At 72.3% G+C, this 11,991-nt stretch carries 10 protein-coding genes; 2 read left to right on the top strand and 8 right to left on the bottom strand.

Annotated elements, in window-relative coordinates; translation table 11 throughout:
• Positions 1 to 15: 15 nt before the first annotated feature.
• Positions 16 to 918, bottom strand: coding sequence for a carbohydrate kinase family protein (locus OCJ37_RS19110; RefSeq protein WP_263111267.1), 903 nt, complete (start codon positions 916 to 918; stop codon positions 16 to 18).
• A gap of 406 nt (positions 919 to 1,324) precedes the next feature.
• Between OCJ37_RS19110 and OCJ37_RS19105 the strand changes: the two genes are divergently transcribed.
• Positions 1,325 to 1,957 carry a Rossmann-fold NAD(P)-binding domain-containing protein gene (locus OCJ37_RS19105; RefSeq protein WP_263111266.1) on the top strand — a complete coding sequence of 211 codons (633 nt, stop codon included), beginning with the start codon at positions 1,325 to 1,327 and terminating at the stop codon, positions 1,955 to 1,957.
• 394 nt (positions 1,958 to 2,351) lie between these two features.
• On the opposite strand, the gene OCJ37_RS19100 is transcribed toward OCJ37_RS19105, so the two are convergent.
• Both OCJ37_RS19100 and OCJ37_RS19095 read right to left on the bottom strand, forming a co-directional pair.
• Positions 2,352 to 3,644 (bottom strand): carbohydrate porin, encoded by a 1,293-nt coding sequence (locus OCJ37_RS19100; protein WP_263111265.1) that lies wholly within the window; start codon positions 3,642 to 3,644, stop codon positions 2,352 to 2,354.
• 853 nt (positions 3,645 to 4,497) lie between these two features.
• Entirely contained in the window at positions 4,498 to 5,259 is a 762-nt protein-coding gene (locus OCJ37_RS19095; RefSeq protein ID WP_263111264.1) for an SDR family NAD(P)-dependent oxidoreductase, read from the bottom strand.
• A 210-nt stretch (positions 5,260 to 5,469) separates the two neighbouring features.
• Between OCJ37_RS19095 and OCJ37_RS19090 the strand changes: the two genes are divergently transcribed.
• Entirely contained in the window at positions 5,470 to 5,793 is a 324-nt protein-coding gene (locus tag OCJ37_RS19090) for a DUF6172 family protein (RefSeq protein WP_263111263.1), read from the top strand.
• A 641-nt stretch (positions 5,794 to 6,434) separates the two neighbouring features.
• Here the strand turns inward: OCJ37_RS19090 and OCJ37_RS19085 are convergent.
• From OCJ37_RS19085 to pdhA, 5 genes are all read right to left on the bottom strand, one after another.
• Positions 6,435 to 7,724, bottom strand: a complete 1,290-nt coding sequence (locus tag OCJ37_RS19085) for a DEAD/DEAH box helicase (RefSeq protein ID WP_263111262.1) — start codon at positions 7,722 to 7,724, stop codon at positions 6,435 to 6,437.
• A 148-nt stretch (positions 7,725 to 7,872) separates the two neighbouring features.
• Positions 7,873 to 9,315 (bottom strand): dihydrolipoamide acetyltransferase family protein, encoded by a 1,443-nt coding sequence (locus OCJ37_RS19080; protein WP_263111261.1) that lies wholly within the window; start codon positions 9,313 to 9,315, stop codon positions 7,873 to 7,875.
• Positions 9,312 to 9,662 (bottom strand): SH3 domain-containing protein, encoded by a 351-nt coding sequence (locus OCJ37_RS19075; protein WP_263111260.1) that lies wholly within the window; start codon positions 9,660 to 9,662, stop codon positions 9,312 to 9,314. The genes OCJ37_RS19080 and OCJ37_RS19075 overlap by 4 nt, the downstream gene beginning before the upstream one ends.
• A 1-nt stretch (position 9,663) precedes the next feature.
• A complete protein-coding gene (locus OCJ37_RS19070) occupies positions 9,664 to 10,743 on the bottom strand; it encodes an alpha-ketoacid dehydrogenase subunit beta (protein ID WP_263111259.1) in 1,080 nt (359 codons plus the stop codon).
• Positions 10,736 to 11,824, bottom strand: coding sequence for a pyruvate dehydrogenase (acetyl-transferring) E1 component subunit alpha (gene pdhA, locus OCJ37_RS19065; RefSeq protein WP_263111258.1), 1,089 nt, complete (start codon positions 11,822 to 11,824; stop codon positions 10,736 to 10,738). The genes OCJ37_RS19070 and pdhA overlap by 8 nt, the downstream gene beginning before the upstream one ends.
• Between the last annotated feature and the right edge of the window lie 167 nt (positions 11,825 to 11,991).

The following is an 11,991-nucleotide window of genomic DNA, read 5'->3' as shown; positions in this document are numbered from 1 at the left end:
CGACGGCGGCCCGGCCTACAGCGCGGCGCGCACCTCGTCCAGGCGCGGCGGATTGGCGCCGGCGCGGGTGCAGTTGATCGCCGCGGCGGCCACGCAGAACTCCAGCAGCCGCTGCAGCGCCGGCACCGACCGGCCCAGCGCGGCGAGCGCGGCCAGGTCGGGCAGCTGGTGCAGCAGCGCGGCCTGGAAGCTGTCGCCGGCGCCGACGGTGTCGGCCACCTGCACCGCGCGCCCGGCCACGCGCGCCTCGGCGGTACCGCTCCAGGCCACCGCGCCGTCGCCGCCCAGGGTCATCACCACCAGCGACGGGCCGCGCTGCAGCCAGCCGCGCGCGATCGCGAACGGATCCTGGTCGGGGTACAGCAGCTCGATGTCCTCCTGGCTGACCTTGACCACGTGCGCCAGCGCGATCCAGCGATCCAGCCGCGCGCGCCACACCGCCATGTCCGGCTCCACCGTCGGCCGCACGTTCGGATCCAGCGAGATCAGCCGCTGCGCGCGTTCGCGTTCGGCAAGCGTCTGGAAGGTGCTGGCGGTGGTCTCGGCGACCAGGGTGTAGGAACCGAAGTGCAGGCCGCCGACCGCGGCGCCGAGCGCCGGCAGGTCGGCCGCGGTCAGCGCGCGATCGGCGCAGCCGGTGCCGTAGAACGAGTAGTTGGGCACGCCCTGCGCGTCCAGCGCGACCATCACCAGGGTGGTCGCCTCGGCCTTGTCGACGCAGTGGTCCAGCGCCACGCCCTCGCGTTCCAGGGTGGCGCGCAACTGGCGGCCGAGCGGGTCGGTGGACAGGCCGGTGAACAGCGCCGACGGCGTGCCGAGGCGGGCCAGGCCGATCGCCACGTTGAACGGCGAACCGCCCTGGCGCGCGGTCATGCCGACCGAGGTGCCGGCGTAGCCGTCGATGAAGATGTCGTACAAGGCCTCTCCACACACCACGAACATCGAACGGCTCCTCGGTTGGCTGCTGCGGCGCCGGTCGGCGCGATGGCCGGCTATTGTGGCGTACAAGCCGCAGCGCGGCGACCGCGTGCGGCGATGTGGGATCGCGGTTGGTGTGCGAGCCAGGGGCTTGTGGGTTGGGCGTGCGAGGCTTCGCCCGGACCCTCATCCGGCCCTGCGGGCCACCTTCCCTCCAAAAGGGGGCCATGGTCCCGATGGGAGAAGGGGCGGCCTGGCCCTCTCCGCCGGGAGAGGGGTTGGGGTGAGGTACGGCGCGCAGCGACTCGCGGCTCCGGTAGCCAGTCGCACGCGCGCGCCGACAGCGCCTTGCCAGGCGCCTGCGATCGTCCTAGCTTCCTCTTTCCACCGCGCAAGGGCGCTTTCGATGAAGATCCTGCTCGCCGGCGCCACCGGCCTGGTCGGCCGCCAGGCGCTGGCGCAATTGCTCGCCGCGCCGGCGTGCAGCGCGGTCGTGGCGCCGACCCGGCGCGCGCTGGACCTCGTCCACCCCAAGCTGCACAACCCGCTCGTGGACTTCGAGCAATTGCCGGCGCAGGCGTCGTGGTGGCCGGTCGACGCGGTGATCTGCGCGCTCGGCACCACGCTGCGGCAGGCTGGTTCGCGCGCCGCGTTCCGCCGTGTCGACCACGACTATCCGCTGGCGATCGCGCGGCTGGCGCAGCGGCACGGCGCCGCCGCGTTCGCGCTGAACTCGGCGCTGGGCGCCGATCCGCGCTCGCGCTTCTTCTACAACCGGGTCAAGGGCGAGCTGGAGCGCGAGCTGCAGGCGCTGGGCTTCGCCTCGCTCGCCTTGGTGCGGCCGGGCCTGATCGGAGGCGAACGCGCGCAGCCGCGCCGCGCCGAGCGCCTGGCAGGCACGGTGTTGCAGGCGCTGGGCCCGCTGCTGCCGCGACGCTACCGGATCAATCCCGCCGCGCACGTCGCCGCCGCGCTGGTGGACAACGCATTGCGGCCACGCGCCGGCGTCCATGTGGTCGGGTCGGAACAGTTGGCCTGAGCACTGCGGAGCGCGGATGGCCCGGCGCAGCCGCGCGCTTGGGCGATGCTGCGCCGGCGCAGCGGCGGCGGCTTGCCCGAAGACAGGCACTGCCGCTGCCGCGTCCGTCATGACCGCGTCGCTGCGCTGGCCGCATGCACCGGCTATTGCGCTTGCTGTGCCTGCATCGCGACACCTGGCAACCGACCGCACCGCGGTGCATCGGAAGAAGGCGGCGACCTGATCGCCGAACCGCTCCCGCCGCACCACCGCCTTGCGGGAACCTCCAACCCTGAGAAACTCGATCGAAGCGCTCGCACACCATCGATGCGCAGCGCGTCAGGTTTGCAAATCGGGGTTCTCAGGGATCCCTCGATGGCGCCATGCGACTGGCGCCATCGGCGGCCGCCGCCGATCAGAAGTTCATGCTGACCCGCAGCCCGCCGACCACGCCGTTGTTGTCCTTGATGCCGTTGGCGTTGCGGATGTACTGCAGGTTGGGCATCAGCGACAGCGCCGGGGTGATGGCGTACTGGTAGTTCAGTTCCAGCGGATATTCGTATTCCTGCACGCCCACGGCCGCCGCCCCGGCCGGCAGCGCGGCGTTGTAGCGGCGTTGCGCATCGCCCAGGCGTTCGCTGACCCGGGTGCGGCCGGCGGCGAAGCCGATGCGGTCGTACGGGCGCGAGGCGAACGGCGCGTCCAGCCAGGCGCCCAGCTGCAGCATCTGGTCGATGCGGTCGGTGTCCTTGTCGGCCTGCACCCAGTTGCCGAACAGGCGCAGCGTGCCGCCGCCGGGCGCACGCCACAGCACCTGCTCGGCGGTGGCGTAGTAGCCGCTTTCGCTGTCCATCACCGCAGTGGCGTCGTCGCTGAGGTCCGACGGCAGGCCGCTGGTGGTGACGGTGTTGCGGTAGTTGGCGCTGTTGCGCCAGCCGCCGGCGCGGTAGTGGCCCTGCAGGCCGTCGCCGAAGCTGGGCAGGTACTCGACCTCGGCCACCAGCAGCGTGCCCTGGCTGTCGCCGTCGGTGCGTAGTTTCAGGCCCTGGTCGCGGTCCAGGTTGTTCGGGTTGACGTCGTAGGCGCCGACCTTGAAGCGCCAGGCATCGTTGGGCTTGAACGCCACCACCGCGCCGTACTGGCTGATCGGGTCGACGTACCAGCCGTTGCTGACGTAGCCGGGCAGGCCGCCGCAGAAGCTCAGGTTCTGGAACTTGCAGGAGAACGAGAAGAAATCGCCGTTGGCGTACAAACGACCGAGCTTGATGCTGAGCCGGTCGTCGAACAGTTCCTGGGTCAGCGAGAACTGGCTCAAACGGGTCACCGAACCGCGGCCGTGGATCTCCTGCACCGCCAGCAGGGTCGGGAAGCCGGCCGTGTCGTTGAGCGACTCGCCGTTGCGGTTGGCCACTTCGACCTTGAAGGTCGCGCCGCGCCAGGCCCACAGCTTGTCCAGGTCGAAGGTGCCGGCCAGGAAGAACTGGTCGGCGTAGGCATAGGTGTCGTCGCGGCGTCCGCCGGAGTTGTTGTGCGCGAACTCGCCGGTGTAGGACAGGCGCAGGTCCACGCCGCTGTCGACCAGCCGGGTGCGCGCGCCGCCCCAGTCGCCGGTGAGGGTCTTGGCCGGGTCGAAATCCTGGGCCGCGGCCGGTGCGCAGCACAGCGCGGCCGACAGCGCCGCCAGGGCGATGCATGGGGTCTTGTTCATGAGTGACTCGCTTTGCGGGGGGCCGAACTGCGCGGCCCGTTCATGGAGAAGGACTCCGGCGCGACGGTTGCCGCGTGGAGCAGGACGACCGCCGCGGGGACGGCGGCCGCACCGACGCCGGCGTAGACCGCGGCGCGGTCCGGGGCACGGCGGAAACAGGGCCTGCGGCCTGCCGCGCTGGCCCGGTGACGGGGAACGGGGCTGGTAACGACGTCGGTGCGCGGATGGAACACGTGGCCTCCAGGTCGCCTGTCGCCACGCGTGTCGACGGGCGGATGAAAGTCGATGCAAACCCCTGTGCGGCCGGAGCATATCGTCGCGATGCTCGTTTGATGTTCGTTATTGTTCGATTTGGAACTTTCTTGTTGTTATTTATTCAGGTGTGCGGTCAGGTGCGCGCGCTCGGCTTCGGGTGGCGGCCTTGATCGGGCGGGGTTTCTGCCTGCCTGGGCGCGGCTCGGACGGGCAGCAGGCCGCTGCGCCGGCGCGTGGCGGCGCATCGGCGAATTGGGGAATTTGGTGCGCCGCAGCGTGGAGCGGCGGGCCGAAGACTGCCGGGACGGCGGCAGGCCGCTTCCGGGCATGGCATGGTCGCCAGCCGGGCCGGCCCGGCAGCAGTCGTCGCGCCGCCAGCAACCGGCGGCGTTGGCCGACGCTTGCCCGCGACGTGTTTGCACAGCAGCGCGCAACGATCGCCCACCGACGGTGCGCTGCCGCGCGTCGGCATGCGACTGGCAGCCCGCGTGTTGGGGAACGGGGTCGCCTGCCTGCCCGCGCCGGTGTCTCGCCCGGCGTGCCCTCGGCCAGTGGCCGCAGTGCCCGCTGCAGGCCGGCGGGAATGCCGCGGCGCGGTTCAGACCCCCAGCGACTGCCCGCCATCCACCGCCAGGATCTGGCCGGTGATCCAGCGTGCCTGCGGCGAGGCCAGGAACAGTGCGGCGTGGGCGACGTCCTCGAGCGCGCCGAAGCTGCCGAACGGGATGCCGGCGCGGATGCGCCGGTACAGCTCCGGCTGCTGCTCGCGGCGCTGGTCCCACAGCCCGCCGGGGAATTCGATCGAACCGGGCGCGATCGCGTTGACCCGGATCCGCTCGCGCGCCAGTTCCGCGGCCAGGGTGGTCGTGTAGTAGTTCAGCGCCGCTTTCGCCGCCGAGTACGCCGGCGCCCGCGGTGTCGGCCGCAGTGCGTTGATCGAACTGACGTTGAGGATGCAGCCGTGGGCGCTGGCGCGCAGCGCCGGCAGCGCGGCGCGGTTGCAGCGCACCGCGGCCATCAGGTCGATGTCGAAGCCGGCCTGCCAGCTGGCGTCGTCGTCGCCGTGGCCGTAGCCGGAGGCGTTGTTGACCATCACGTCGATGCCGCCCAGGGCGCCGGCCGCATGCGCCACCCACTGCTGGATCTGCGCCGGATCGGCCAGGTCGCAGGTCAGCCGCGCCACCGGATGGCCATGGCGGAGCAGTTGCTCGGCCGCATCCGCCAGGTCGCCGGGGTTGCGCGCGCAGATCGCCACGCCCGCACCGCGGCGGGCGAAGGCGTCGGCGATCGCCAGGCCGATGCCGCGGCTGGCACCGGCGACGAGCACGCGGTAGCCCGCGAAGGTGGAAGGATCGGTCATCGGCGGCTCCTGCGGCGGCGCGGGAGTGCGCCAGGCGCCGATTGTCGGCCAATCCGCAGCGCGGGGCCGGGTTCTGGCACCATGGCGGCCCGCCGCGCCCGCCTGCCGCCGACGGCAGGCAGGCCCGAGCCGGGCCCGGCCTGTCCGCCAGCGAGCGCCGACGCGTCGCGTCCGGCGGCCGCGTTCCCCCTTTTCCAGGATCCTCCCGCAGTGAAGAAGACCTACCAGCTCCGCATCGAAGGCAAGCACCCCGACCGCCTGCTCGACGCCAGCAAGCACGACATCCGCAAGTACATCCGCCGCGAGCGCCGCAAGACGCTGCCGGCCGGCGCGGACTACTGGGACTTCGACACGCTGTTCGGCGCCGACGAAGCCAGCGCCGCGGTGCTGCCGCCGGCCGAACTGATCCGCGCGATCGACGCGCTGGTGGCGACCGGCGCCACCCAGTTCTACGTCGAGATCCGCAGCAAGCCGGGCAAGCGCACGCCACGCCCGAACGGCGGCGCTGCCGTGGCCGATCCATTCGACGACTGAGGCAGGCGGCTCCTGCGCGAGCGATGGTTTCGGCCAGCCGGAACCGCGCGAAACGGTGCGCTTGCCGCGCTGGCCGAGGGTGGGACGGACGCAATGGCGAACCCGAGGGAATCGCCCCGAACTGCGCGCCAGGCGATCCGGGCAGTGTCAGGAGTCGCGACGGCTTCCGAAGCCGGCCGCTGACGGACCGTCGCGTCGCGACTGAAGTCGCTCCCACAAGAAGCGGCACACCGAATGCCGGCCGGATGCGCTATGGAGCGACTTCAGTCGCGACGAGCTTCCCGGCGCCGGACCCAGGCGGGACCGAAGTTCCTCCCGCGGCACGCAACAGGCGTCCCGGCTTCTTTGTAGGAGCGACTTCAGTCGCGACGAGCGAAGCGGCGAGCTTCCCGGCGCCGGACCAGGGGACCGAAGTTCCTCCCGCGGCACGCAACAGGCGTCCCGGCTTCTTTGTAGGAGCGACTTCAGTCGCGACGAGCGAAGCGGCAGACGTTCAGGCGCCGGACCAGTCGGGGCTGAAGCCCTCCTACAGTGCACCGCCAGTCGCCGGCCCATAGGAACGGCGCTTGTCCTCTTTCCGGGACCAGCCCTCGCACACTCTGATCAGCGCAGGACGCGCATCCGATGCCGCGGCAATGCGCTCAACCCTGCCCACCCGGCGCGCCGCCGCCCTGCGCGTTCGCCGCGCGCAGCTTGTCCTTCTTGCTCGGGCGCTTGCCCTTGATCCCGCCGTTGCCCTGCGGATCGGCCGGATTCGCCGCCGGCGCCTGGGTCGGCTCGAAGCCGGCGATGCGTTCGCGCGGCACCCGCAGCCGCTCGCGTTTCTCGATCAGGCGCAGGTGCGCCTGGGCGTCGGCGCCGACGAAGCTCACCGCCATGCCGGCGGCACCGGCGCGGGCAGTGCGCCCGATGCGGTGGGTGTAGTCGACGGTCGCGCGCGGCAGGTCGTAGTTGACCACCACCGGCAGCCGCGCGATGTCGATCCCGCGCGCGGCCAGGTCGGTGGCGACCAGCACCTGCAGCTGGCCCGCCTTGAAGGCGTCCAGGGTCTGGCGGCGCCGGCCCTGGCTCAGTTCGCCGTGCAGCGGCTGCGCGGCCAGGCCGGCCTTGCGCAGCTTCTCGGCCACGTTCTCGGCCGCGCGCTGGCTGGCGACGAACACCAGCGCCTGCGGCCATGCCTCGCTGTGCAGCAGGTGTCGCAGCAGTTGCGTGCGCTGCGCGGGATCGACCTCGATGGCGCGCTGCCGGATCGCCGGCGCGGCTTCCGTTTCGGCGCCGGCGCCGGCGGCGACGTCGACGCGCAGCGGCTCGCGCAGCAGGCGCCGCGCCAGGCGCTCGACCGGCGCCGGGAAGGTGGCCGAGAACAACAGGGTCTGCCGCTGTGGCGGCAGCCGCGCCAGGATCTGGCCCAGTTCGTCGGCGAAGCCCAGCTCCAGCAGGCGGTCGGCTTCGTCCAGCACCAGCGTCGCCACGCCGCCCAGGCCGAGCGCGTTGTGCGCGATCGCGTCGAGCAATCGCCCCGGCGTCGCCACCACCAGGTCGGCGCCGCCGCGCAGCTGCATCAGCTGCGGGTTGATCGACACGCCGCCGGCCAGCGCGACGACCTTGATGCGCCGCGGCAGGTGCCGCGCCAGCGCGGCCAGCGTGTCGCTGGCCTGCGCGGCCAGTTCGCGCGTGGGCACCAGCACCAGGGCGCGCACCTGCCCGTCGGGCGGCGCCGCGCGTTGCGCCGCGTGCTGCAGCAACGGCAGCGCGAACGCGGCGGTCTTGCCCGAGCCGGTCGGCGCGCAGCCGAGCACGTCGCGCCCCTGCAGGATCGCCGGGATCGCCTGTGCCTGCACCGCGGTGGGCGCGGCGTAGCCGGCCTCGTCCATGGCGCGGGCGAGGAACGGCAGCAGCTCGGGCGAAAAGCCCAGCGAGGCGAATGGCATGAAGCGGTATCCGAAGGAGGAGGAGCGCGGCCGGCGGGTTCGCGACATCCGAACGGAGCCGATCGCGCCGCCAGGCTGCGGCGAAGCTTACGCCGCAGCGGCGCCGAAAGCAGGCCGAGCGCGCGGTGGCGACGCCGCGCGGCGTCGCTCAGCCCGCCAGCGCCAGGTCGTCGATCATCGCGCGCAGGAAGCGCGCCGCTTCGCCGCCGGTGCAGGCGCGGTGGTCGAAGGTGACCGACAGCGGGATCAGCTTGTGCGTCTCGATGCCGCCCATCACCGGTACCAGCTGGTGGCGGGCGCGACCGGCGGCGACGATCGCCACGCACGGCGGCACCACCACCGGGGTGGCGTAGCGGCCGGCGAACATGCCGAAGTTGGACAGCGAGATGGTGTAGCCGCTCAGTTCCGAGGCGGCGATGCTGCGCGCTTCCACCTGCTGGCGCAGGCGGGTGATGCCTTCGCGGATGCCGCGCGCATCGAGCATGTCGGCGTTGCGCAGCGCCGGCACGAACAGGCCGTCGTCGGTGTCCACGGCGATGCCGATGTCCACCTGCGCGTGCAGGGTGCGGGTCAGCGCGTCGCCGTCGAACCAGGCGTTGAGCGCCGGCACCGCGCGGCAGGCGGCGACGATGGCGCGCACCAGGCGCGCGGTCATGTCGTTGCCGGGCGCCCAGGCGTGGATGTCGGCGTCGTCGTTGAGCGTGGTCGGCACCACCTTGGCGTGCGCGTCGGCCATCACCCGCGCCATGTTGCGGCGCACGCCCTTGAGCTGCTCGGGCTGGCCCTGCACCGCGGTGCCCGGCGGCTGCGTGCGCATCGGCTTGCCGGCGGCGGACAGCGGCGTGCGCGTCGGCGCCGCGGCTGCCGGCGCCGGCGCAGGAGCGGCTTCAGCGGCGACCTGCGGGGAGCGTGCAGCCGTGGCCGATGGCCCTGGGCCACGTGCCGCCGCACCCGCGACGGCCGAGCCGTCGGCCGCGGCCTGCTTCACGTCGGCCAGGGTCACCGCGCCGTCGCCGCCGCTGGCGCGCACCCGCGCCAGGTCCACGCCCAGTTTCCTGGCCAGCGCACGCACCGCCGGCATCGCGCGCACGCCGCCGACCGAGACCGTGCGCTCGCTGTGCACGGTGTTGGAGCTCTGCATCGCGCCGACCACGGTGCCGGCGTCGTCGCGTTCGCCGCCGGCTTGCGCGGCGTCGGCATCGCGCAGTTCGCCGCCGTCGTCGGAGGCGACGACGCGGTCGTTGTCGCCCGGCGCATCGGCGCCGGCGCCCTTGCCGGGGCTGGCCGGCGCGGCGCCGCCATGGTGGTGGCCGGTGTCCTGGCCTTCGGCGCGCTGCGGCATGCTGGCGTCGGGCGCGAACTGCGCCAGCATGGCGCCGGTGACGACGATGTCGCCCGGCGCGCCGGCCAGTTTCAGCACCTTGCCCGAGACCGGGGAGGGCACCTCGACCACCGCCTTGGCGGTCTCCATCGACACCAGCGGTTCGTCGAGCTGGATGGTGTCGCCTTCCTTGACGAACCATTCGACGATGGTCGCGTCGGGCAGGCCTTCGCCGAGGTCGGGCAGGTTGAAGTTCTTGGTTTCGCTCATGTGGTCTCTTCCAGCAGTTCCAGGTCGCGTGCCGGCAGCCAGCCCTGCACGCCATCGGCGCGCTCGGCCCACCACCAGTCGCCGTATTCGTGGTGCAGGGTCACGGTGTCGCCCTGCGCGGCGGTCAGTTCGCGCGCGTCGTAGTCGCGCAGCGCTTCGGCATGGCCGTCGCCGGTGGCGCGCAGCCAGGCCAGCGGCGCCCAGCCGGCGCCGCCGGCGGCGGTGGTGGTCCAGACGAACGCGGGCCATTCCTCGTCGCGCACGCCCAGCGCCACCCGCTCGCCGGCGGCGAAGCGGATCGGGTGCGGGTAGGCGGCGCGGTAGTCGCTGAGCAGGCGCGCGCGCATGTCAGCCTGCGGCGACGGCACGCTTGGCCGCCGCGACGATCTTGTCCACGCTCGGCAGGTACTTCATCTCCAGCCGGAACAACGGGATGTGCGTGTCGTAGCCGGTCACCCGCTGCACCGGCGCGACCAGGTCATACATCGACTGCTCGGCCAGGCGCGCGGCGATCTCGGCGCCGAAGCCGGCGCTGCGCGGGGCCTCCTGCACGATCACGCAGCGGCCGGTGCGCGCCACCGATTCGGCGATGGTGTCGAAGTCCAGCGGACGCAGCGTGGCCACGTCGATGACCTCGGCGCTGATGCCGTCGGCGGCCAGCCTGTCGGCCGCCTCCAGCGCTTCCTTGACCTGCGCGCCCCACGCCACCAGGGTCACGTCGCTGCCTTCGCGCAGCACGAAGCACACGTCCAGCGGCAGCGCCTCGCCGTCGTCGGCGACCACTTCCTTGTACTGGCGGTACAGGCGCTTGGGCTCCATGTAGATCACCGGATCCGGCTCGCGGATCGCCGCCAGCAGCAGGCCGTAGGCGCGCTGCGGCGAGGACGGCAGCACCACGCGCAGGCCCGGCACGTTGGTGAAGATGGCCTCGTTGGCCTCGCTGTGGTGCTCCGGCGCGCGGATCCCGCCGCCCCACGGCACGCGCAGCACCATCGGACAGTGCAGGCGGCCGCGGGTGCGGTTGCGCAGGCGCGCGGCGTGGCAGATCAGGTGATCGACCATCGGGTAGACGAAGCCGTCGAACTGCGCTTCGGCCACCGGCTTCATGCCCTGCGCGGCCAGGCCGACGCTCAGGCCGGCGATGGTGGTCTCGTCCAGCGGGGTGTCCAGCACGCGCTGCGCGCCGAAGCGCTGCTGCAGGCCGGCGGTGGCGCGGAACACGCCGCCGTTGACGCCCACGTCCTCGCCCAGCACCAGCACCGACGGGTCGTGCTGCAGTTCCCAGGCCAGGGCCTGGGTGACCGCTTCGATCAGGGTGATGGGCGTGCTGGTCATGCTGGTGTCTCCGCGCGCGGTGGCGGCGTTGTGGGCGGTGCCGGCCGCGTGCGCGGCGGCCGTGTCGGCGAGGCGGGGCGCGAGCTCATCCATGGCGCTGCTCCAGGGCGACGGCCTCGGCGCGCTGCGCGAGCAGCTCCGGCGGCGGATCGGCGTACAGGTAGTCGAACATCGCTTCCACCGGCTGCACCGGCGTGGCCAGGTAGGCGTTGACCTCGGTGTCGACCAGGCGCGCGCACTCCTGCTTCCACGCCGCTTCCTCGGCCTCGCTCCACAGGCCCTGCGCGGTCAGCCAGGCACGCAGGCGGGTCAGCGGCTCGCGCTCCCAGGCCTGCTTGACCTCGGCCTCGTCGCGGTAGCGGCGCGCGTCGTCGGCGGTGGTGTGGTCGGACAGGCGGTAGGTCATGAACTCGATGACCGAGCCGCCCTGGCCGGACAGCGCGCGCTCGCGCGCCTGGCGCATCGCCTCCAGCACCGCGATCAGGTCGTTGCCGTCCACCTGCAGGCAATGCAGGCCGCCGGCCAGGCCCTTCTGCGCCAGGGTCTGCGCGCCGGTCTGCGCCGCGCGCGGCACCGAGATCGCCCAGCCGTTGTTGATCACGCACAGGATCAGCGGCAGCTGGTAGGCGCCGGCGGAATTGAGCGCGGCATAGAAATCGGTCTTCGAGGAGCCGCCGTCGCCGCAGGTAGCGACCGCGACGTGGCCTTCGCCGCGCAGCTTGAACGCCAGCGCCGCGCCGGCGGCGTGCAGGCACTGGGTGGAGATCGGCACGCAGATCGGAAAGTCCTTGACCGCGTCGGTCTCGCGCAGGAAATCGCTGCCGCGCTCGTCGCCGCCCCAGTACAGCAGCACCTCGCGCGGGCGCACGCCGCGCATGAACATGGCGCCGTACTCGCGATAGCTGGGCGCCAGCACGTCGCCGCTGCGCATCGAGGCGCCGATGCCGATGTGGGTGGCTTCGTGGCCCAGGCACGAGGCGTAGGTGCCGAGCTTGCCGGTGCGCTGCAGGGCCACGGCCTTGCTGTCGAAGGTGCGCACGTAGAGCATCTGCTTGAACAGGGCCAGCAGGGTCTGCGGGTTGGCCGAATCGGCCGGAAGCGCGTCGCGGACCGGCTGGCCGCTCGCGTCGAGGTACTGCAGGTATTCAATTTCGAATTGCGCGGCGATGGTCATGACGGCGGCACTCTCGACAACAAGTTTCAAATGATAAGACTCGACATGTTAAGGAAGGCGTGCACAAAAGCCGTCCTGCACCGCAGCACAGTATCTTGCTGGATTGCAGCAAAAACGCGCGGGGCGGGCGTGGGTTGCATTGCTGGCGTTCACTTGGGGGATTGCTG

Origin of the sequence: Xanthomonas sp. AM6 (genome assembly GCF_025665335.1) — a bacterium.
Lineage (GTDB): Bacteria > Pseudomonadota > Gammaproteobacteria > Xanthomonadales > Xanthomonadaceae > Xanthomonas_A.
The sequence above is the reverse complement of the archived record's forward strand: the minus strand, read 5'-3'. Positions and strand labels throughout refer to the sequence as shown.